The sequence below is a fragment of the Streptomyces sp. NPDC102467 genome (assembly GCF_044765445.1).
GTDB lineage: Bacteria > Actinomycetota > Actinomycetes > Streptomycetales > Streptomycetaceae > Streptomyces.
Genome location: NZ_JBIWKA010000004.1, coordinates 1 through 21,992 on the forward strand (window position 1 = coordinate 1; position 21,992 = coordinate 21,992).

Below are 21,992 nucleotides of genomic sequence, written 5' to 3' on the forward strand. Positions count from 1 at the left end.
GTGGAGACCGGCACGCATCTGGTGCTGGACGCGGAGCTGGCCGGCTGCCGCACCGGGGAAGTCACCCTGGTCGGCCGCCTGCACCGCTCCTGCGGGCCCGGCCACCTGGTCCTGGCCGACCGCGAGTTCCTCGGAGTACCACTGTGGCGGGCCTTCACCGCCACCGGCGCCGATCTGTTGTGGCGGGTGCCCGCCAACCGCGTCCTGCCCGCCGACCGGGTGCTGCGGGACGGATCCTGGCTGTCCCGCATCCACGCCGGGACCGACCCCGCGAAGAAGAATCCGGTCACCGTCCGGGTTCTGGCCTACCGGCTCGACCACGCCGGCCGATCGGTGGCCGGCTACCGGCTGGTGACCAGTCTGCTCGATGCCCGTCGCTTCCCGGCCCGGCAGCTGGCCGCGCTCTACCAGGAGCGCTGGGAGGTCGAGTCGGTCCTCGCGGAGCTCAAGACCCGCCAGCGTGGTGCCCGCATCGTGCTCAGCAGCAAGACCCCGGACGGGGTGCTGCAGCAGATCTGGGCCCATCTGCTGGTCCACCGGGCCCTGCGCGAGCTGATGTTCAGAACAGCCGCCACCCGGGGCCTGGATCCGGACCGGATCTCCTTCACCGAGACCCTGCGTTCGGCCCGGCGCAGCGTGACCGTCACGCCGGGCCGATTTTCCCCCTGACCTCCTGGTCAGAGCGCTGGTCCTGCTCGAACACGACCTGCTGGAGCGGCTCCTGCCGGTCAGACGCCTGCGCAGCCAGCCCCGCGCGGTCAAACGCAAGATGTCCAACTACCGGCTCAAACGGGCTGAACACCAGAACTGGCCCCAGCCCGCCCGCGCCGGCGTTCAAGCCGTCCGCATCCAACGACCCCAACCCGCCAGCCCGTAAAGCAACAGCATTGCGCCTAGATCCTGTCTTCAGGCATCCTGCCCGGCCGTCTCGGCAGGCTCCGCGGGTCGCTTGAACATCCGGGTCGCCGTGATCTCGCCGTGCACCGTCTCCCCACTCGGGTCCTGCTGCGGCAGCCCCGGGCGCAGGTGCTCCTCCACGCTGATGTACTTCAGCCCTGCGCGCAGGTCCGCGTCGTTGCGCAGGCGGATCACGAGCGGGAACTCGGCGAGCGCCGTCGTGTCGAACAGGCCGGTGGTGTACAGGAGTTGGACGCCGAGCGCGTCGGACACGGCACGCTGGAGTTCCAGGAGGTACGTGGCGTTGGCGCGGCCGATGGGGTTGTCGAGGAAGAGCGTGCCCGCGTGGCGGTGCTTGTCGCGGCCCCGGTCGTTCGAGCGCAGCGCGGCCATCGTGCAGTACAGGGCGATCGCCGCCGTGAGCAGCTGGCCGCCGGAGAACACGTCGCCCATCTGTCCGACGGGGACCCGCTCGGCGCGCAGCACCGCGTCCGGCTTGAGGATCTCGACGGCGACGCCCTTGGGCTCAAGGGCCGCGCCGACCCCGCGCAGCAGCAGGGTCATGCCGTCGCGCCGCATGTCGGAGTTCTTCTTCACGGCCGCGCGAGTCGCGTCGTCGATGACCTCGCCGAGCCGCTCGGTGAGCGTGGCCTGATCGGGCTCCTCGAAGCGGATCCGCAGGAACTCCTGGCCCGACCACTCGCCGAGCCCTTCAGGGAGGCGGGAGAGGCGCTGAGCGGAGCGGAGCGTGGCGAGCGAGGACTCGACGAGGCCGCGCAACCGGTCCACGATCGAGTCGCGATTGCGCTCCAGCTGCTCCAACTCGTCGGTCAGGACGCGCAGTCGGGGCGCGAACGCGTCCGCCCAGCGCTGCGCGTGCTCGGGCAGCGCCGACGCGGGCAGCTCGCGGATCTGCTGTCGCGCGGGGGTGCGCACCTGCTCGTAGCGGGTGGAGTTCGCGTGCCGTACGAGGATGTCGCTCGCCTCGCGGACGGCGGCCTCGGCGGCGGACAGGTCGGCGGCGCAGCCGCGCAGCGAGCGCCGGGTCTCGGACGCGGCGGTGCGGGCCTCCTCCAGGGTGCCCGGGTAGGACTCCCGCTCCTCCTGTTCGTCGCCGTCCGCGTGGTCGCGCAGCAGGTCGCGCAGGAGCGCTGCCGTCTCCTCGAAGCCGCCGGTGCCGTCCTCGGCCGTCCGGTGGGCGTCGAGGAGCTCGCCGTGGGCGGCGCGGGCGATGGTCAACGCGTCGCTGCGGGCGCCCAGTTCGGTGGTGGCGGTACGCAGCAGGGTGCCCGCCTGCTCGGTGTCGGCCGGGACGAGGTCGGCGGGCAGTTCGGTGTGGACGCCGCCTTCCTCGGGGGCGTGCCGCTCGGCCTCGCCGCGCAGCCGGCCGAGCTGCTCGCTGGCCGTGGAGGCGCGGGTCTCCAGGAGCTGGACGTGTTCCTCGGCGCGGGCGGCCGCGGCCTGCCGGGACGGGCCGTCGGCCCCGTCGGGCGATTCGAGAAGGGCGGCGGCGCGGGTGCGCACCTTGTTGCTGAGCCGGTGCAGGTCGGCGAGCGCGGCCGACTCGTCGCTCTCGGCGCGGGCCTGCTCGGCCCGCAGGTCGGCGCCGACGCCGACCTTCTCGTACAGCTGGGACGCGGCGCGGTAGGCCTCGCGCAGGGCGGGCAGCGACGCCTTGGGGGCTTCCCCTTCGGGTACGTCGTCGGGGGCGCCGGCGATCTCGGCGCGCTCGGCGCGCAGTGCGCGGGCGGTGCGGCGGGTGTCGTCGGCGGAGCGCTGGGCGGCGCGCCGGTCCTCGTCGGCAGCGCGGGCGTGGTCCAGGCAGGTCTGGGCGCGGGCCTCCGACTCGACGGCTTCGTCGGCGAGTTCGCGCACCTGGGCCTGCCATGCGGCGCGCTCGCGCAGGCGGTAGGCGAGACCGGCGAGCGCGTCGGCGGCGCGCCGGGCGCGCTGGGCCGCTTCCTGCCGCTCGTCGCGCACGCGGGTCGCCTCGGCCGCGGTCTCGTCGGCTTCGGCGCGCACGGTACGGGCCTCGGCCAGTTCGGTCTCGGCCTCCTCGGCGAACGTACGGGCTTCCTGTGCGGCCGTGGCGAGTTCGACGAGGCGGCCGGCCGGGCAGCCGGAGCGCCAGGAGCTGAGCCGGGCGGCCAGTTCGCGGTCCTTGGCGAGGCGCCCGGCGAGGGTACGGATGCCCTCGTCGCGCTGGGCGGCGCGGGCCCGCAGGGCCTGGCGCTCCTCGTCGGCGGCGTGCTCGTCGTGCATGGCCGGGTTCGGCGGTACGAGAAAGACGCTTTCGTCCGACGCGTTCTCCGCCGGGGTCGGGGCCAGCAGGGCGGCGGCGGTACCGACGGCGACGGTGGAGCGCGGCAGCAGCGCGGCGCCCGCGAGGACGTCCCGGGCCCGGACGTGGGAGGCCGGGTCGGTGATGATGACGCCGTCGACCAGCTCGGGGCGGGCGGCGAGCACGCGTGCGTGGTCGGCCGGGTCGACGGACTGGGCGAGGTAGCGCCAGCCGGGCAGTGCGGGGATGCCGTGCTCGCCGAGGTACTCGGTGGTGGCCAGCACGTCCGGGCCGGGCGGCAGCAGGCCGCCGTCGCCGAGCGCGCCGAGGATGCGGGAGTCGTCGGCGGCGGCCGTGCGCAGTTCGAACAGCTGCCGCTCGGCGGAGGCGACGGAGTCGTCGAGGAGGGTCGTGAGGTCGTCGGCGGCGCGGTCGAGATCCTCGGGGGTGAGGGGGGCGTCGGTGGCGCGGGGCCCGTCGACGGGCGCACTCGTGCCCAACGGGCCGTTCACGCCGAGCAGTTCGGCCAGCCGCTCTTCGGCTGCCAGGGACGCGGCGGCTCGCTCCTCGGCCTGGTGGGCGTGGTCCGCCGCGCTCGCGGCGTCGGCGGCGCGGGCCGCGGTCAGCTCGGCGCGGGCCTCCACGGCGGCGGCTTCGCGGGCATGCTCGCCGGCCCGGCGGGCGGCCTCGCGGGCGGTGTCCCAGGCGGCCACGGCCGTCTTCTCGGCGTCGCTGGCGGCGAGCGCCGCGCGGGCCGGGTCGGCGTCGGGCGCGCTGTCGTCGAGCCAGCCCGCCCGGACGGCCTCCGCGGTCTCCTGCTCGACCTCGCTGAGGCGCTGGCGCAGGTGGCCGAGCTCGCTACGGGCGCGCTGCGCCTCGGTGGCGGCGACGGTCGCATCGTGGTGCGCGGTCTCGCCCGCCTCTTGGAGGACGGCGGAGCGCTCCTCCTCCTCGTTCGCATGGCTCTCGGCCTTCTCTGCGGCGCCGTGCAGGGCCCGTACGAGTTCGGATGCGGCCTTGGCGCGGGCGGCGAGCGCGGGGGCGGCGTCGCGCTCGGCTTCGCGGATGGCGGCGGCCACGCGCGCGGAGCGGTCGGACGCGGCGCGGTGGCGCAGTACGGCCTCGGCGGCCTGCCAGGCGGAGTGCAGGGTGCGGGCGTCGGCAAGCTCGCGTTTCTGCGCGGCGGCGGCCTTCTCGGCGCCGGCGAGAGCCAACGAGGCGTGCCGGTAGGCCAGTTCGGCCGCGATGAGGGCGCTGCGCTCGCGCGCGGACTCGGCTTCGGTGACGGTGTGCGCGGCGGCGGTGACCTGCTGGGCGAGGTCTCCGGCGCGGCCGCGCTCGACGGCGGCGCGGGCGGAGAGCCGCCGGGCGAGCGCCCGGGTGCGGCGCTCGGCGGCGGCGTGGACGTCACGCGTGCGTGAGCGGGTGTCGGCGGCCTCGACGATGCGGGTGAGCAGGTCGACGGAGCCTGCGGTGAAGTCGCGCTCGGCGATCAGCTCGGCGCGCCGACCCAGCTTGTTCCCGAAGCCGCTGACCAGGTCGGCGAGGCCGTCGGTGTCGCGGGTGTCCGTGACGGCGCGCAACAGCAGATCGGTGAAGTCGGAGTCCTTCTTGACCGCGAAGAGGCCGGCGGCCTCGCCCTCGTCGGCGTTCATCTCCCGCTGGTAGCGGAAGAGTTCGGGGTCGAGTCCGAGGTCACCGAGGTGCTCGATCCATCGGTCGTGGATCTCTTCCCAGTGCACTTCGAGGTGCGGGTACGCCTTGCCCGCCTCGGTCAGCGCGTCCCGGAAGCCCTTCATGGTGCGGCGCCGCCCCTGCGCGTTGGAGGCGCCCTCGACGATGGGCCGTACGGCCGTGGACTCGGCGACAGGCAGCGAGTCGAGGCTGAGTCCGGGGCCGGGCCGGAACGAGTACCAGGCCTCCGCGAACTTCCGCGGGTCGTTGGAGACCTGGCGGCCGCGCCACTCGCTGGCCTTGCCGACGACGACGCACTCGCCGGTGAGCGTGTGCTGCCATTCCAGGGCGACATGTCCGCAGTCGTCGGCGAGGAGGAATTTGCGCAGCACGCCGGAGCTGGCACCACCCAGCGTGTTGCGGTGGCCGGGCAGCATCACGGAGAAGATCAGCTTGAGCAGGACCGACTTGCCGCCGCCGTTCTCCAGGAAGAGCACGCCGGCCGGCGCCGGGCGGCGCGGCGGCCCGACGGGCTCGTCCGCGAAGAACTCCGCCTGGGTGGGCGCGGGATCGGGCACGGGCGCGCCGACGCCCCGCAGGTCGAGCACGGTGTCGGCATAGCGCGCACCAGCAGGTCCGATGGAGTAGAGGCGGACCCGGGACAGCTCGTACATGGCGGACTCTCGTGGTAGGTCGTAGTAGGTCGTGGTAGATACGGACCGGCGTTCGGTAGGCGGTCAGGAGTGGAACGGCAGGCCCGCGCCGGCGGCGAGTTCGACCGCGTCCTCGTCCATCGGCGGCACCAGGCTCGCGGATCCGTCGGTCACGGACACCACGCCGAGGTCCAGGAGTTCGGCCATGGCCGCGGTGCCGGCCATGTCGCGGACCTGCAACTGGTAGCGGGCGGTGGTGCGGTACGTGCCACCGCCGTCGTCGCCGGTTCTCTGCAGGAACCCCGAGTCCGTCAGGAACGCGACGGCCTTGGCGATGATGCCGGTCGTCGAGCCCGCGAGGCGGCGCGCGTCCTTGGTGGCGCCGGTGGAGCTGCGCCGGGACCAGATCCGCCAGGCCGCCTCGAGCCCCGGGGCGTCGGTGGCCGGGTCGGTGTTCTCGCCCTGCTCGTCGGCCCGCTCCTCCAGCTTGCGGCAGGCCTGGCGGACGAAGGCGTCCACGCCGTTGACACTGACGCGGCCGATGTAGCCGTCGTCGGCGAGGTCCTCGGGGCGGGGGAAGGCGAGCGCGGCGACCGCGAGATGCGCGAGGCCGTGCAGGAACCGGTCCGTGGACTCGGCGGCGGTGCGGCGTGCGTAGTCGCCCATGCGGACGGCGAAGACGGAGTCCTCCGCGGCGGTCACGGCCATCCCCGCGCGCGGGGACACCTCCAGGACGACGAGGCCGAGCCCGGTGGCGACGGCGTCGGCGAGCCGCGCGAACGCCGGGTCCTCGCGGTAGCGGCGCAGCAGTTCGCTGTACTCCTGGTCGCGGGAGGGGCCCAGCTTGGGCTGCAGGCCGAAGGCGACGAGCCGGGCCGCGTCGGCGGCGTCGGCGGGTGTGACCGGCGCCGCGGTCCTCACCGAGCCCGAGCCCGAGCCGGCGGCCTCGGGCTCGCCCCACTCGTCGTGCTCTTCGGGGTGCTCGGTCACGGGCGGTGCTCCTTGGTCATTTCTCGGCAGGTCATGCGGCGATCATTTTCCCGTACGTCACGCGGCCTCCGTCCGGCCGGCCGCCATGCCGACCGTGTCGAGCAGCGCCGTGCCCACGATGAGGTCGGCGCCGCCGAACTCCTCGTCGTCGAGCTCGGTGCCGTCGTCCACGGCGAACAGCAGCTTGCCCTCGCCCTGACGGTAGGCGGTGCCCACGGGCGGGCTCGCCGCGTGGACCGCCAACAGGGCGACCAGGTACGGCAGTTCGGTGTCGCGCCGACGCGCTTCGGCGAGCAGCCCGGAGAGCCGGCGCGGGGCGTCCGCGGGCAGGTCGAGCAACTCCTTGGCGCTCGCCAGTTGCTGTTCGCTGAAGCGGCTGTCGTCCGGGGTGGCGATGAGGTCGGGCTCGGGCATCTCGGCGCCGAGGTGTTCCCGCTCCAGCGGCGGGGTCAGCAGGATGTCGACGAGGTCGCCCACGCGTACGGAGACGGGGGTACGCAGTCCGGTGCCACGCGCGAAGAACGCGTCGGTCACCTTGCGCGCGCTCTCCACCGGCAGCGGGAGCAGGGGGGCGACGAGCTGCCCGTACAGGTCGAGGCCCACCCGCGCGGAAGGCGTCGCGAAGGCCTGCCGGTCCTGCTCGGCGCGGAACAGGGGACCTGCTTCGAGAAGGCGGGACTGCAGCTGGGTGTGGCGCCTGATGCAGTCCTTGACGATGTCGACGAGCTCGGCGGCGCGGCGCTTCTGCTCCGGATCCTCGGATTCGTCGCGGGCCTTGCGGATGTTCGTCAGGATCGCGTTCTCGTGGCGGTAGCGGTCCGCGACGTGGTCGAGCGCCTCGGCGATCATGTCGGGCACGGCCTTCAGCCAGTCGACAGCGCGCACATTGCGCCGTGTCGCGTCCAGCGCCCTGCGCAGGGTCTCCGAGTACTGCACGGTCCGGTACCTGGCCTGCTCGGCGGCGAGCTGGGCGTCCGCGAGCCGGCCGCGGCTGATCAGTACCTCGAGCTTCACCTCGGCGGCGATCTGCGCGCTGGTGACGTCGGTGTCGAGGGCACCGACGAGCACATTGACGGCTTCGTCGGTCGTGCGGAGATAGACACTGCCGCCGTAGCCCGGGACTTCCTCGATCAGCTTGAAGTCGTAGTCGCGCCGCACATAGGAGCCGTCCGTCGCGAATGTGCCGTACACGGCGCGAAATCCGCGGTCCACGGTGCCGACGTTGATCAGGTTCTCCAGGACCCAGCGGGCGACGCGCTCGTGCTCGGCGGTGGGCCGCTGCGGGGCCTGCGCGGCGATCCGCGGCACCAGACGGGCCACTATCTGCTCGTGGTCGGCGCCCGTGTCGAAGTCCATGTTCAGCGTGACGAGGTCGATCGCGGAGAGCGCCACCTCGGCCATGCCGTACGTCGAGTACTCGCCCGCGAGGTTGGCCTTGCGCACGTCGAGGTCGTGCAGCGGCGCGGTGCAGGCGAGCGCGCGAAGCCGCCGCGCGAGCCCTTCGTCGGCGGCCGGCCCCGGTGCGGGGCGCGGCCCCGCGCTGAGCTGGGGCGGAACGGATTCCGTGGTGGCAGGCGAAGTCACGGAGCACAGACTAGGCGCTGGGTCTGACAACGGTCGAAACGACGCAGATGCGACGGTGGCACCGGGCGGCTACAGGTCCGTGGGGACCCGCTGGCCGTACACCTCGACGAGCCCGTCGCGAGAGTCGTCGAGGTACTCGGCGAGGAGCGTCTCGGCCGCGTCGGGGCGCCCCTCCCGGAGCGTCTCGACGATCCGCAGATTGCGGGCGAGGTACGGCTCGTGGAGACCGCGCGGATCGTCCACGACGTGGAAGGCGAGGCGCAGTTCGGCGAGGACGCTGCGCATCAGTTCGTCGGTGCGCTCGCTGCGCGCGAGGGCGACGAGCTCCCGGTGGAAGTGGATGTTGGCGGTCGAGACGCCCTTCCACTCGCGAGCCTTGGCGGCGCGCTGCCCGTCGGCGACGGCGGCCGCGACCCGGTCGAGGGCGTACGGGGGTTCGCCGAGGGAGCGCACCACGGCACACTCGATCATGCGCCGGATCCGGTAGATGTCCTCGACGTCGTCGACGCTCAGGACGCGTACGAAGACACCGCGGTTGAGCCGGTGCTCGAGCAGCCGCTCATGGGTGAGCAGCCGGAAGGCCTCGCGCAGAGTGTTGCGCGAGACACCGAGGGCGCCCCCGATGCTGTCCTCCGAAAGACGCGTGCCCGGCGGAAAGAAGCCTTCCGCGATCCGGCTCCTGAGGATGTCCGCGACGCGCTCGGCGGTGCTGGTTCGCCCCAGCAGCGCGCGGTCGTCGGCGAGTGCGTTCAGTTCTTCCGTGGCCACGGCCGAATTCAAGCGTAGATGTAGGAACGAAACAACATGGGTATCGAGGGATCGTTCAACGATCCTCTACCTTGGCTTTCAGGTACCCGCGACGAACAGCACCGGGTTCTCTAGGAAGTGGCCCGAGAGACGTCTGGGGAGGCCGTCAGCGCCGACAGCGCGGCGGCCACGCCGGCCGACGCGCGCAGGTCGAGCCGGGCGCTGGTGCCGCGCAGTCCGTGCCGTACCTCGTCGGCGGCCAGCGCCACGAGCTGCGGCAGCAGGTCGGTGCAGCGCCGGGCCACCCATCCGGTGCCCGCGGTGGCCAGCCACCAGAAGCCGGCCGAGCGGCTCGGCGCGGGCCGCTCCGGCTCGACGTCGGGGGCCGGGCCGCGGGGCATTCCGGACGCGGCCAGCAACGTATGGAAGCGGGCGGCGAACAGCCGGTGCCCCCGCTCCCCCGGATGCAGCCGGTCCACGCTCCACATGGCACGGTCGGCCACCCAGTCGCCGTCGGCGGCATGCAGATGGACGGCTCCGTGCCGTTTCGACAGGGCGTGGACCACGGAGTTGACCGCGTGCTGCCGCCGCGCCAGCGGACGGGCCAGGGCCCCGGGCAGGCCCAGCATGGCGCCGGGGTCGGGCAGGCACGCGGTGAGCACGACCGCGCCCCGCTCGGCGAACGCCCCGTACACGGCGTCGAGGTGCGCGGCCACGGCGTGGATGTCGAACGTGCGGCGCAGCGTGTCGTTGACGCCGACGACGACGGACACGACATCGGGCCCGAAGGCGAGCGCACCGGGCAGCTGGCGTCGGCGCACGTCGGCCGTCTGCGCCCCGCTCACCGCGAAGTTGCGGAACTCGACCGGCTCTTCGGGGAGCGCGAGCCCGGCGGCGAGCAGCGCGGCCCAGCCCCGTAGGCCGCCGTCGACCGGATCACCGATCCCCTCGGTGAGGGAGTCGCCGAGCGCGGCGAACCTGAGCGCTTTCATGCCGCGTCCGGTTGAGATGCCGCGTCCGGTTCGCGCAGCCCCACCGGCGTCCGCACCGTCGCGTCGTGAGCCGCGAGGAAGGCCTCCACGGCGGCGCCCCACCCGAAGCACTCCGCACGCGCGCGTGCGGCCTCCGCGCGCCGCCTCACGGGCCGCGCCAGCACCTCCCGCACGGCGGCTGCGAACGCCGGTCCGCTGTCGCCCGCCACAGCGCCCGCGGCCCCCACGACCTCCGGCAGCGCCGAGGAGGCGCTGACGACGACCGGCGTGCCGCAGGCCAGCGCCTCCAGCACGGCGAGCCCGAACGTCTCGGCGGGCCCCGGCGCCAGGCACACGTCGGCCGCGGCCTGCAGCGCGGCGAGCGCGTCCCGGTCGGCCACGTGCCCGAGGAAGTCGACCGGCAACCGGCGGGCCCGCGCGCGCTGTTCGAGGCGGCCCCGCAACGGCCCTCCCCCGGCGACCACGAGCCGTGCGGGCACGCCTTGACGGCGCAGTTCCGCCACGGCGTCGAGGCCGGTGCCCGGCCGTTTCTCCACGGACAGCCGCGTGCACATGACGAGCAGTACCTCAGAGCCTGCCCTCGAACCGACAGAACCCTCTGCGCTCCCTGCACCCCCGCGCGCGTACCGCTCCCCTACGCCTCTATGCGCGGCCCCGGGCCTGAAACGGGCGAGGTCGACACCGAGGGGTGCCCGGACGACGTTGCGCGCACCGATGCGCACGAACTCGCGCTCGGCCCACTCCGTGGTGCACACCACGCGCGCGTAGGCGTGCGCGGTGCGGGAGTTGAGCACGTCGGCGGCCCGCCGTGCGGCCGCTTCGGGCATGCCCCAGGTGCGCAGCACCCCGTGCGCGGTCTCGTGGGAGACCATCACGGCGGGCACCCGGGCACGCCGCGCCCACTCGCCGGTCCAGCGCAGGGTCGTCCGGTCGGAGACCTCCAGGCGGTCGGGCCTCAGCTCCTCCAACAGCCGTGTCAGCCGACGGCGTTCGGTCAGCACACGGTATCCGCCGGTGCCCGGCAGCGGCGCCCCCGGCAACGTAAGGACGCGGCCTTGCGCCTGGTCGACGTCCGAGAAACGGTCGCCGGGCACGATCAGCACGGGTTCGTGCCCAGCCGCCCGGTAGCCGGCTCCCAGCTCCCGCAGCGCGGTGCGCAGTCCGCCGGACGCGGGCGCCACGAAGTTCGCGAGCCGTACGATCCGCAGGCTCTCGCTCTTGCCGCTCGAGATGGGCATCAGGCCGCCACCGCCGTCCGCGCGCGCAGCACTTCGGCATAGTGCTCGACGAGTTGGTCCCCGACGGCCTCCCAGGTACGCCCTGCCACGGCCGCGCGGCCCGCGGCCCCGTAGGCGGCGCGCAGCGCGGGGTCGGCGGCCAGTGACCACACGGCGTCGCGCACGGCGTCCGGATCGCCGGGCGGCACGAGCAGCCCGGTCCTGCCGTGCGCGACGAGGTCGAGCGGTCCGCCGACGGCCGGGGCGATCACCGGCACCCCGCCGGCCATGGCCTCCTGCACGGTCTGGCAGAACGTCTCGAACGGCCCCGTGTGCACGAAGACGTCCAACGAGGCGAAGATCCGGGCGAGTTCGTCCCCGGTACGCCGGCCGAGGAACACGGCGCCGGGCAGCGCGCCGCGCAGCGACGTCTCGCTCGGCCCGTCCCCCACGACGACGACCCGCACCCCGGGCAGCCCGCAGGCCCGTGCCAGCAGCTCGACGTGTTTCTCGGGTGCGAGCCGCCCCACGTAGCCGACGAGCAGTTCCCCGCCGGGCGCGAGCCGCGCGCGCAGCAGCGCGTCGCGCCGCTCGGGACGGAAGCGGTCACCGTCCACCCCGCGCGGCCACAGCCGGACCCTGGGCACTCCGTGCGCCTCAAGATCGAGCTGTGCGGCGCTGGAGGGGGCGAGCGTCCGGTCGGCGGCGGTGTGCACGCTGCGGATCCGCCGCCAGGCCGCGGCCTCGCCCGCCCCCAGGTACGTACGGGCGTAGCCGGCCAGGTCGGTCTGGTAGACGGCGACGGCGGGGACGCCGTGGCGGGTCGCGGCCGCCATGCCGCGCACCCCGAGTACGAACGGGCCTGCCAGGTGGACGACGTGGGCCCGGTGCTCGGCCACGGCCCGGTCGACGCGGCGGCTGGGCAGCGCGACCCGGACCTGCGGGTAGCCGGGCAGCGGCAGGGACGGCACACGGATCACGGGGCAGGGTGCGCCCGCGTCCGCCTCGGGTCCGGCGGCGGTGGCCGGGGCGACGACGAGGGGTTCGTGACCGCGAGCGGCGAGATGCCGTGCGGTCTGCAGGGCGCAGTGCGCCACACCGTTGATGTCGGGCGGGAAGGACTCGGTCACGATGACGACACGCATACCGATGTTGTCGCCACGCCGGACGTGCCCACGTCAACGTGGATCTTTCCTGGCGAGGAACGTCCCGTGAGCGTTGAACCGCCCGGGGAAACAGCGGGCAACCGGGGGAAACGGCGGGAGGCGACCGGCGCTCGGCGGGCCGCCTCCCGTACATCAGCCGGTCACAGGGCCGTCGCGTCGGGTCCGATCCGGGCGCGGACGGCGGTCTGCACCTCGGCCTCCTCGGCCGGGTCGGCGGCGAGGCGGCGCAGCTGGTCGACGACGCGGGCGTCGCCGGTCTCGGCGTGCCGTGCGGCGACCTCGCGGGTGGATTCCTCGCAGTCCCACAGGCACTCGACGGCGAACCCGGCGGCGAAGGAGGGGTCGGTGACGGCGAGGGCGCGGGCGGCGCGCCCGCGCAGGTGGGACGAGGCCGTCTCGCGGTAGATGTGGCGCAGGACGGGGGCGGCGCAGGCGATGCCGAGCCGTCCCGTTCCGTCGACGAGCGGCCACAGGGTGGGCGCGTCGGGGCCGTCACCGCGCACCGCTTCGCGTAGGGCCCACAGAACGAGCTCGCTGTCCTGGGCGCCGCCCCGGCAGGCGAGCATACGGCCGGCGGCTGCGCCGAGCGCGTCGGGCCGTGGGGCCCAGCGGCGGGCGCGCTCCACGGTGGCGGGGCCGCGCATGCGCTCGAAGGAGTCGAGTGCGGCGTCCACCACCAGGCGCGAGGGTGACTCCACGGCGGCCTCGACGAGGTCCAGCACGTCGGGGTCGTGGGTGTCGGCGAGGTAGCGCAGCGCGGTGCAGCGCGCCCCGTCGGTGCCGTCCTGCGCGGCCCGCACGATCTGGGCGCGGTCCTCGGGTCCGGCGACCGCGGTCAGACAGCGGGCGGCGGGCACGTACAGGACGGCTCCGCGTTCGAAGCCTTCCTGCGCCCAGTTGAAGACGGCCTGCACGCTCCACTCGGGACGCGGGCCCGCTGGGTTCATCTGCCGCTGCCAGCGGTCGAACGACCCGGCTTCCTGGGCGGCACGCACGCGTGCCCCCACCTGGGGACGCGGGTCCTCGGCCCACAGCCGCCAGGGCCGCGGCTCGAAGGCGTCACGGACCGCCGCGGCGAGATCGGCCTCGTCCTGGGCGGGGAATCGGGCGAGGACCGGCTCGGCGAGGGCGCGCAGGCCCGCGTCGTCGTCGCGCAGGGCCAGCTCGTCCAGGGCCCAGGCCCAGTTGCCGCCGAAGGCCGCGTACCTGCGCAGCAGCTCGAGGGCGTCCCGCCTGCCGTACGAGGCGAGGTGGCCGAGGACCGCGAGCGCGAGCCCGGTACGGGACTCCTCGGTATCGACGAGATCGTCGGGGTCGAAGAGGTGGTGCTCGATCTCCCCGAGCTCGCCGTGGAGGTCGAGATAGAGGCGGGCGTAGTAGAGCGAGCGGTTCTCCACCTGCCAGTCGTGGCGGGGGTCGCTCAGCACACAGTGATTGAGAGCCGCGAGCGCCTCGTCCCGCGGAGCCGTCAGCGCGTGCAGCGTGCCGTCGCCGCGGCCTCGCTGCAGCAGGCCGAGCAGCGTACCGCTGGGCGCTATGACCGGTTCGAACATGGGAAACAGCCTCACATCAAGCGTCGACGCAACCGGGAACCTGTGACTACCTGGCCACGCGACAACACGTCGGAGCGCCCGCCGTCTCTTGCTTGCTGTAGACCATCTCTCTGCCTCTCGTCCAAGGCCCGAAACGGGCCGTTCACGGCCCGCGCGGCACGTGGGCACCAGCTGCCCCACCGTCGCGTCCGTAAAGCACGCCGTCATCATGACCCAGCGGTTCTGCCCGCCGCGACCACATTTCCAGTACCCCCGTTTTGCCTGGTCAGAACCGGTGCGTCAAGAAGCTCCGAAGAGCTCTACGAGCTCCGTCTTGCCGAACATCCGGGCCGTGTCGACAGCCGACGGCGTCCCCGCGGCCGGATCGGCGCCCCCGTCGAGCAGCGCACGGATCACGCCTTCCTCGCCCTTGAAGACAGCACCCGCGAGCGGCGTCTGCCCCTTGTCGTTGGCGCGGTTGGCGTCGGCCCCGCGCGCCAGCAGCCCGCGCACCGCGTCCGCGCGCCCGTGGTACGCGGCCAACATGACAAGCGTGTCGCCACGGTCGTTCGTGAGGTTGGCCGGAACACCCGCGTCCACATACCCCACGAGCGCCTCGCTCTCGCCCCGGCGGGCGAGGTCGAAGATCTTGGTGGCCAGCTCCACGACCTCCGGGTCGGGGGCTTCGCTCATCGGCCGGACCGCCTTTCGCATACGTGCTGGTACGGCCGTGCGGCCGTACGAGTGAATCGACAGAGTACTGCCCACCGGGGTACATGACCCGACCCCGCCGAGGCAAAGATCACCAACAGTGCGGACGGTCACCCGGCGGCCTGCCCGACAGCTCGTGGGCCGCCTGCCGAACGGGTGAAATCAATAGCATTCCACCCATTTGCACCTTTTGTCGTATAGATACATGCTGTGAGCCTGGAAGAACTCATGGTGACTGTCCCCTCACCCAGGAGAACCCTCATGATCCTGTCCATCTCGGGCGTCGTGCTGCTCGGCATCATCGTCTTCTTGTTCTTCCGCAAGGACGGCCTGAAGGCCTCGCACGCGCTGGTATGCGCCCTCTTCGGCTTCTACCTGGCGGGCACGGCCATCGCCCCGAGCATCAAGGCGGGCGGCGCGAGCCTCGCCAGCCTGCTCGGCGGGATCAAGTTCTGACGGCTCACCCACCCGCACATAACCCTCAGGAGACCGACGTGGCCAGGCGCCCTCTCCCCCGCATTCTGAGCAACGGCAGCGCCTCGATCGCCCGGAGCCGGGAAATGGCACGGACGGCCGCCGACGGCGCCACCGACGTTCTCCACCCCCTGATCACGATCACCCGTGGCCTGCACCGGCTGGCAGCCGCCGGACGGCGCAAGTTCGTGGACACCCCGAAGGACCGGCGCGGACCGCTCCTCTTCCTGGTGGCCGCCGTGATCCTGGTCATGGCGTTCCTTCCGTACGGGCCGCTGCTGGCGCTCATCTCCCTGATGGCGGCGGCCGCATGGAAGGGGCGCGACCCCAAGCAGGCGGCGCCGACCGGCCCCGACGAGTCGCAGGTCCAGCGGCTGTCCTCGCTCTACGAAGCGCTCGTCCCGTACTTCTCCGTCGCCGAGGACCCCAGTCCCCTGTATGCCCACGGCGGCGAATGGGACAAGGCGTTCGAGACCTACGACTTCGACGGCGACGGCCGTTTCGAGCGGCTCTCGATCCGCTACCCCGCCTACTTCACCGACGGGGAGGCCGAGTCCCGCGCCCGCATCGAGCAGCTGCTCAACGCCAAGCTCGGCCGGGGCCGCGAATACCACTTCGGGTGGGACGAGGAGGACAACCACCTGACCGTGACGGTCCTCGACCCGCTGCCCACCGACATCGCGGCCCAGCGTTTCGTCACGTCCCCCGGCGAGACGGTGCTCGGCTTCACCGACGAGACCGGCGTGCAGCGCACACTGCCGGTGATGGACGGCGAGGAGCGGCGGGACGTGCCGCCCGTGGTGTGGCGCACCGGCATCCGTTCCACCGAGCCGCATCTGCTGATCGTCGGCCAGCCCGGCAGCGGCACGACCTCCCTGATGCGCTCGATCGCGCTCCAGGCCCTGCAGCACGGCGATGTCCTCGTCGTCGAGGGCAGCGGGACCGGCGACTACGCGTGCCTGGTCGGGCGGGCCGGGGTCCTCGCCGTGGAGTGCGGGCTCGCCGGGGCCCTGGCCAGTCTCGAATGGGCCGCGCACGAGACCGAGCGGCGGCTGATCTCGGCGAACCGGGCGCGGCAGGCCGGGCACCCGACGCCGGACGACATCAAGCGGCCCCTGTGGGTGCTGCTCGACCGGCCGAGCACCCTGGGGCACCTCGCGGCGGCCGACGGCCGCACCGACCCGCAGACCCTGCTGCAGGTCCCGCTGCGGCACGGGCGCGCGGCGGGCGTGACGGTCGTCGTGGCGGAACAGTTCGACAGCCTCGACGCCCTCATCGAGCCGGTCCGCCAGCACACCCGCGCGCGCGTGGTGCTCGGTCCGGCCACGCCCGGGGAATTGCAGGACGTCCTCGGCATCCTGCCCCCGACGACGCCCACCTCCGAGGTCCCGCCGGGCCGCGGCTACGCCCGGCTGGGCACCGGGCGGGTCCACCGCCTCCAGGTACCGGCGACGCCCGACCCGCACGACGACGCGACGAGCGAGGCGCATCGGCAGGCGGTCGTCGCCCTGTTGCCGGACCGCGCCACGCCCGCCGACGCCACCGACACACCTGGCATCACCGATGTCGCCGGCGCCGCCGACACCGCTGAGGTACCTGATGTACCTGAGGTCCCTGATGGTTCTGACGCTCCGGCCGTCGAGGCGATCCCGGACGAGGCCGAGGCGCTGGCCGAACGGTAGGCGGCGGCAGCCGTCGACCGCGACAGGCGACAGGCGACAGGCGACAGGCGACAGGGGCAACGACAGGCGACAGGCGCAACGACAGCGGTAACGGTGGTGGCCGTCAGGCGATCAGGGTGCGCGGCCCGTCCCCGCCCGCACCCTGCCTCGTGCCCACGAGCCGGGCCGCCGCTGCGAGCCGCGCCGCCGCCTCGTCGGCCACCGCGCCGCCCACGGTGAACGGCAGCCGCACATAGCCCTCGAAGGCGCCGTCGACGCCGAAGCGCGGACCCGACGGCACCCGCACCCCCACCCGCTCGCCGATCTCGGCCAGCCGTGAGCCCGACAGGCCGCCCGCCTTCACCCACAGGGTCAGGCCGCCGTCGGGCACGGCGAACTCCCAGTCGGGCAGCTCGCGGCGCACCGCCGCGACCAGCGCGTCCCGGTTCTCCAGGGCCTGCTCCCTGCGCAGCTGCACGGCCTCCTCCCAGCCGCCGGTGCTCAGCAGCCAGTTCACGGCCAGCTGTTCAAGGACCGGCGTGCCCAGATCCGCGTAGGCGCGCGCGGCGACCAGACTGCGGATCACATCCGGAGCGGCCCGCACCCAGCCGATCCGCATCCCCGCCCAGAACGCCTTGCTCGCCGAGCCGACGGTGACCACGGTGGAGCCCGCGGGGTCGAACGCGCAGACCCGGCGCGGCATCGCGTGGTCCGGGTCGAAGTGCAGCTCGGTCATGGTCTCGTCGACGACCAGCACGGTGCCGGCCGAGCGCGCGGCGTCGACCAGCGAACGGCGCTGCTCCTCGTCGGCGAGGGCGCCGGTCGGATTGTGGAAGTCGGCGACGACGTACGCGAGCCGGGGCGCGGCGTCACGCAGGACCTGCCGCCAGCGGTCGAGGTCCCAGCCGGCCAAGCCGTCGGCCATGGCGACGGGGACGAGCCGCAGCCCCGCCTCGCGCATCAGCTGGAGGATGTTGGCATAGCTGGGCGACTCGACGGCGACGCGTTCGCCGCGGCCCGCAAAGAGGTGGCAGATCGCGTCGATGGCGCCCATCGCGCCGGTCGTGACCATGATCTGCTCGGGCATGGTGGGGATCCCGTGCGCGGTGTAGCGCTCGGCGATCATCGCTCGCAGTGCGGGCAGGCCCGCCGGGTAGTCGCCGTGCGTGTGGGCGTACGGCGGAAGCTCCTCGAGGGCGCCCTGGACGGCGCGGGTCAGCCAGGGTTCGGGGGCGGGCAGGGCCGCCGTGCCGAGGTCGATCATCGAGCCGAGCGCTTCGGGCGGCAGGGGTTCGAGGCCACGCGCCGGGAGCGGGTTGCCCGCGGGGACCGCGGTCCAACTGCCCGCCCCCCGGCGGGACTCGAGGAAACCTTCGCCGCGCAGGGCCTCGTAGGCCGCGGCGACCGTGGTGCGGCTCACCGAGAGTGCCTGCGCCAGTTCGCGTTCGGCGGGAAGTCTGGTGGCGACCGGGACGCGGCCTTCCAGGACGAGCAGCCGGATGCCGTCGGCGAGGGCGCGGTAGGCGGGCGGGCGGCGGGTGCCGGCCCCTGCGGGTCGTGCTTGCTGCGAGGTGAGCAGCCGGGCGAGCTGGGTCGAACCGATCGCCGAAGTCCACTGGGCCATGCAGACCAGTCCACCTTCCCGGAATTGGCCATGGTTGGCGCTTGTTTCCGAGCCACAGAGTGTCATGTGGCAGTCCACCTCCACCACTCCACCCGCCACTCCGCTCACTCTCCGCCCGCTCTCCCTCCACCACCACACCTACCAACTGCACCTACCACTCCACCTTGGGGGCACCCGTTGTCCGCGTCGCCGTCCACGTCCACGTCCACCCCGTCCGGCGACTCCACTCTCCGCCGGCTCGTCCAGCTCTACGTGGGCCTCGCCCTGTACGGCGCCAGTTCGGCGCTTCTCGTGGAGGCCGGGCTCGGCCTGGAACCGTGGGGCGTGCTGCACCAGGGGCTCGCCGAGCTCACGGGCATCTCCATCGGCGTCGTGTCGATCATCGTGGGCGCGATCGTGCTCCTCCTGTGGATCCCGCTGCGCCAGCGGCCCGGCCTCGGCACGGTCTCGAACGTCTTCGTCGTCGGGCTCGCCATGGACGGCACCCTGGCCGTCGTCCCGGACGTGCACGCCTACGGGGCGCGCATTCCGTTGATGGCCGCCGCGATCCTGCTCAACGGGATCGCGACGGGCCTCTACATCGCGGCGAGGTTCGGCCCCGGCCCGCGCGACGGCCTCATGACCGGCCTGCACCGACGCACCGGCCGCTCCCTGCGCCTGATGCGCACGGCCATCGAGATCGCGGTCGTGGCCACCGGATTCCTGCTGGGCGGCACGATCGGCGCGGGCACGGTCCTGTACGCCCTCGCCATCGGGCCGCTCGCCCAGTTCTTCCTGCGCGTCTTTGCCGTCCCCGCGCCGCCCGCCGGCTCGACCGCGGTCGCCGGTGCGTCACCGCGGCGGGCGATACTGCGTCGGTGACCGAGCACGTACGCCACCCGTATCTCGACCATCCGGGGCCGATCGCCCTCGCCCATAGGGGCGGGGCGGCGAGCGGCCTGGAGAACACCGTCGCCGCGTTCCGCCGCGCGGTCGACCTCGGCTACCGCTACATCGAGACGGACGTGCACGCCACGGCCGACGGGAAGCTCGTCGCGTTCCATGACGCGACGCTCGACCGGATCACGGACGGCAGCGGACTCATCGCCGCTCTCCCCTGGGACGACGTACGCCGCGCGCGCGTGGCGGGCAGTGAACCGGTGCCGCTCTTCGAGGAGTTGCTGGAGGCCTTTCCCGACGTGCGCTGGAACGTGGACGTCAAGGCGGAGCCCGCGCTGCTCCCCCTCCTCGATCTGATCCGCCGCACGCGCGCGTGGGACCGCGTCTGCGTCGGCTCGTTCTCGGAAGCGCGCGTCGCCCGGGCCCAGGCACTCGCGGGCCCGCGCCTCGCCACGTCGTACGGCACCAAGGGCGTACTCGGGCTGCGCCTCAGGTCGTACGGGGTGCCGGCCGCGCTGCGCCGCTCCGCCGTGTGCGCCCAGGTCCCCGTGGCACGGTCCGGGATCCGGGTCGTCGACCGCCGCTTCGTCCGGGCCGCCCACGCGCGCGGAGTGCAGGTCCACGTCTGGACGGTCAATGACGAGGCCGAGATGCGACGACTTCTCGACCTCGGGGTCGATGGCATAGTTTCCGATCACATCGAGACGCTGCGCGACGTCCTCAAGGACAGGGGCGCCTGGGCCTGAGGGCCGACTCGCAGCGCCGCATCACGGGGAACACAAGGGGACACGGGTGAGCACCGACACCGCGCCGGAGACGGCGACCGGGGCGACCGCCCTCGCCGACCGCAAGCGCGAGCAGCGCGGCTGGTACTTCTACGACTGGGCTTGTTCGGTCTATTCGACGAGTGTCCTGACGGTCTTCCTCGGCCCCTACCTCACCTCGGTCGCGAAGGCGGCGGCCGACGCGGACGGCTTCGTGCACCCCCTCGGCATACCGGTCCGCGCGGGTTCCTTCTTCGCGTACACGGTCTCGCTGTCGGTGATTCTTTCGCTCTTCGTGATGCCGCTCGCGGGAGCGGCCGCCGACCGCACGGGCCGCAAGAAGCCGCTGCTCGCGATGGCCGCTTATGTGGGCGCCGCTGCGACGGCAGGCATGTTCTTCCTGGACGGCGAGCGCTATCTGCTCGGCGGCGCGCTTCTTGTAGTCGCGAATTCCTCGCTGGCCGTCTCGATGGTGCTCTACAACTCCTACTTGCCGCAGATCGCCCCTGTGGAGGAGCGCGACGCGGTCTCCTCGCGCGGCTGGGCCTTCGGTTACGCGTCGGGGGCCCTCGTACTCCTGGCGAACCTGTGGCTGTACACATCCCACGACACCTTCGGTGTCTCGGAGTCGACAGCGGTGCGGATCTGTCTGGCGTCGGCGGGCGTGTGGTGGGGTGCGTTCACCGTGGTGCCCCTACGCCGTCTGCGCGACCGGCGCTCGACGCACACACCGGGCGCCGCGGCGCCGGGCCTGCGCCACTTCGTGGCCACCGTGAAGGACATGCGCCGCTATCCGCTGACGCTCTCCTTCCTTCTCGCCTACCTCGTCTACAACGACGGCGTGCAGACGGTGATCTCGCAAGCGTCCGTCTACGGCTCCGAGGAACTGCGCCTGGACCAGTCGGCGCTCATCATGGCGGTGCTGCTCGTGCAGATCCTGGCCGTGGTCGGAGCCCTCGCCATGGGCCGGCTGGCCCGCGCCTACGGCGCCAAGCGCACGATCCTGGGTTCCCTCGTGGCCTGGGCGGTGACGATCGGGGCCGGCTTCTTCCTGCCGACGGGCTCACCGAATTGGTTCTTCGCTCTTGCGGTCGGCATCGGCCTCGTCCTCGGGGGTACCCAGGCGCTGTCACGGTCACTGTTCTCGCATCTCGTGCCGGCCGGGAAGGAGGCGGAGTATTTCTCCGCGTACGAGATGAGCGACCGGGGCATGAGCTGGTTGGGGCCCCTGGTGTTCGGGCTCGCGTACCAGCTGACCGGGAGCTACCGGGACGCGATCGTGTCCCTGGTGGTGTTCTTCCTGATCGGTTTTGTCCTGCTCGCCCGGGTTCCGGTGCGGCAGGCGGTGCGCGACGCGGGGAACCCCGTACCGACCCGGATTTAGCACCTGAAGGCAAAGGCCGGTAGTGTACGCGGTTGGCCTGCTCAGGCGTACCGTTACTGCACGTCAAGAATACAAAACGCTAGGTGACATCTGGCGTCAGATGTGACAAACCGGGCGCCGGTGGGTACAACAAGGGGCGGCTACGACGGCGACGCATGGCCCGGAACGGGAATCTTTACCGCCGACCGGACGTTGACCGGATGACGACGACAGCGACACCTGTCCTGTGGGCGACAAGCCCGGGAGGCACGATTCATGAGTGAGCGAGCTCTTCGCGGCACACGCCTCGTAGTGACGAGCTATGAGACGGACCGCGGTATCGACTTGGCTCCGCGCCAGGCCGTGGAGTACGCATGCGAGAAGGGACATCGCTTTGAGATGCCCTTCTCGGTGGAGGCCGAAATTCCGCCGGAGTGGGAGTGCAAGGTCTGCGGGGCCCAGGCACTCCTCGTGGACGGTGACGGCCCTGAGGAGAAGAAGGCGAAGCCGGCCCGTACGCACTGGGACATGCTGATGGAGCGGCGCACCCGCGAGGAGCTCGAAGAGGTCCTCGAGGAGCGCTTGGCCGTCCTGCGTTCGGGCGCGATGAACATCGCGGTCCACCCGAGGGACAGCCGCAAGTCGGCCTGACCCTCGGAGCTCGGCAGCATGAGAGAACGGCTGTGGGGGGGGCCCCAAAACGGTGTGGCGCCCCCCCCCCGTGAAGAAATCTTCGCGCACACCGACGAGTTCGAAGGACCGCAAGATTCGCGGGGGGGGGTG

17 protein-coding genes are annotated in these 21,992 nt (G+C 72.9%); 7 read left to right on the top strand and 10 right to left on the bottom strand.

Annotation, left to right across the window (positions count from 1 at the left end):
- Positions 1-669: IS4 family transposase (locus tag ACIREE_RS08575; RefSeq protein WP_404148231.1), on the top strand; the 669-nt coding region annotated here is incomplete at its 5' end.
- 237 nt (positions 670-906) lie between these two features.
- On the opposite strand, the gene ACIREE_RS08580 is transcribed toward ACIREE_RS08575, so the two are convergent.
- The 9 genes from ACIREE_RS08580 to ACIREE_RS08620 all read right to left on the bottom strand — a co-directional run bounded on the left by ACIREE_RS08580 (position 907) and on the right by ACIREE_RS08620 (position 14,426).
- Complete coding sequence (locus tag ACIREE_RS08580) at positions 907-5,526, bottom strand: hypothetical protein (protein ID WP_404148233.1); 4,620 nt, start codon at positions 5,524-5,526, stop codon at positions 907-909.
- Between the two features lie 63 nt (positions 5,527-5,589).
- On the bottom strand, positions 5,590-6,495 hold the full coding sequence (locus tag ACIREE_RS08585) for a hypothetical protein (protein ID WP_404148236.1): 906 nt from the start codon (positions 6,493-6,495) through the stop codon (positions 5,590-5,592).
- A gap of 57 nt (positions 6,496-6,552) precedes the next feature.
- Entirely contained in the window at positions 6,553-8,079 is a 1,527-nt protein-coding gene (locus tag ACIREE_RS08590; RefSeq protein ID WP_404148239.1) for a hypothetical protein, read from the bottom strand.
- Positions 8,080-8,148: 69 nt separating this feature from the next.
- On the bottom strand, positions 8,149-8,847 hold the full coding sequence (locus tag ACIREE_RS08595; RefSeq protein ID WP_404148241.1) for a GntR family transcriptional regulator: 699 nt from the start codon (positions 8,845-8,847) through the stop codon (positions 8,149-8,151).
- A gap of 110 nt (positions 8,848-8,957) precedes the next feature.
- Positions 8,958-9,818, bottom strand: a complete 861-nt coding sequence (locus ACIREE_RS08600; RefSeq protein WP_404148244.1) for an SGNH/GDSL hydrolase family protein — start codon at positions 9,816-9,818, stop codon at positions 8,958-8,960.
- Positions 9,815-11,056 carry a glycosyltransferase gene (locus tag ACIREE_RS08605; RefSeq protein WP_404148246.1) on the bottom strand — a complete coding sequence of 414 codons (1,242 nt, stop codon included), beginning with the start codon at positions 11,054-11,056 and terminating at the stop codon, positions 9,815-9,817. Before ACIREE_RS08605 ends, ACIREE_RS08600 begins: the two co-directional genes overlap by 4 nt.
- Positions 11,056-12,180 carry a glycosyltransferase family 4 protein gene (locus ACIREE_RS08610; protein ID WP_404148249.1) on the bottom strand — a complete coding sequence of 375 codons (1,125 nt, stop codon included), beginning with the start codon at positions 12,178-12,180 and terminating at the stop codon, positions 11,056-11,058. Before ACIREE_RS08610 ends, ACIREE_RS08605 begins: the two co-directional genes overlap by 1 nt.
- Positions 12,181-12,341: 161 nt before the next feature.
- Positions 12,342-13,754 carry a HEAT repeat domain-containing protein gene (locus ACIREE_RS08615; protein WP_404148251.1) on the bottom strand — a complete coding sequence of 471 codons (1,413 nt, stop codon included), beginning with the start codon at positions 13,752-13,754 and terminating at the stop codon, positions 12,342-12,344.
- A 279-nt stretch (positions 13,755-14,033) separates the two neighbouring features.
- On the bottom strand, positions 14,034-14,426 hold the full coding sequence (locus ACIREE_RS08620) for an ankyrin repeat domain-containing protein (protein WP_404148254.1): 393 nt from the start codon (positions 14,424-14,426) through the stop codon (positions 14,034-14,036).
- 279 nt (positions 14,427-14,705) lie between these two features.
- Between ACIREE_RS08620 and ACIREE_RS08625 the strand changes: the two genes are divergently transcribed.
- Entirely contained in the window at positions 14,706-14,900 is a 195-nt protein-coding gene (locus ACIREE_RS08625; RefSeq protein ID WP_018534760.1) for a hypothetical protein, read from the top strand.
- Between the two features lie 38 nt (positions 14,901-14,938).
- Positions 14,939-16,600, top strand: a complete 1,662-nt coding sequence (locus ACIREE_RS08630; protein ID WP_404148257.1) for a hypothetical protein — start codon at positions 14,939-14,941, stop codon at positions 16,598-16,600.
- A gap of 103 nt (positions 16,601-16,703) precedes the next feature.
- On the opposite strand, the gene ACIREE_RS08635 is transcribed toward ACIREE_RS08630, so the two are convergent.
- Positions 16,704-18,203 carry a PLP-dependent aminotransferase family protein gene (locus tag ACIREE_RS08635; RefSeq protein ID WP_404148260.1) on the bottom strand — a complete coding sequence of 500 codons (1,500 nt, stop codon included), beginning with the start codon at positions 18,201-18,203 and terminating at the stop codon, positions 16,704-16,706.
- A gap of 177 nt (positions 18,204-18,380) precedes the next feature.
- Here ACIREE_RS08635 and ACIREE_RS08640 point away from each other — a divergent pair, with 177 nt between their 5' ends.
- The 4 genes from ACIREE_RS08640 to ACIREE_RS08655 all read left to right on the top strand — a co-directional run bounded on the left by ACIREE_RS08640 (position 18,381) and on the right by ACIREE_RS08655 (position 21,860).
- Entirely contained in the window at positions 18,381-19,064 is a 684-nt protein-coding gene (locus ACIREE_RS08640) for a YitT family protein (RefSeq protein ID WP_404148263.1), read from the top strand.
- Positions 19,061-19,828, top strand: coding sequence for a glycerophosphodiester phosphodiesterase (locus ACIREE_RS08645; protein WP_404148266.1), 768 nt, complete (start codon positions 19,061-19,063; stop codon positions 19,826-19,828). Before ACIREE_RS08640 ends, ACIREE_RS08645 begins: the two co-directional genes overlap by 4 nt.
- A gap of 46 nt (positions 19,829-19,874) precedes the next feature.
- Positions 19,875-21,230 carry an MFS transporter gene (locus tag ACIREE_RS08650; protein WP_404148269.1) on the top strand — a complete coding sequence of 452 codons (1,356 nt, stop codon included), beginning with the start codon at positions 19,875-19,877 and terminating at the stop codon, positions 21,228-21,230.
- 255 nt (positions 21,231-21,485) lie between these two features.
- On the top strand, positions 21,486-21,860 hold the full coding sequence (locus tag ACIREE_RS08655) for an RNA polymerase-binding protein RbpA (protein WP_003977404.1): 375 nt from the start codon (positions 21,486-21,488) through the stop codon (positions 21,858-21,860).
- The last annotated feature ends 132 nt before the right edge of the window (positions 21,861-21,992 follow it).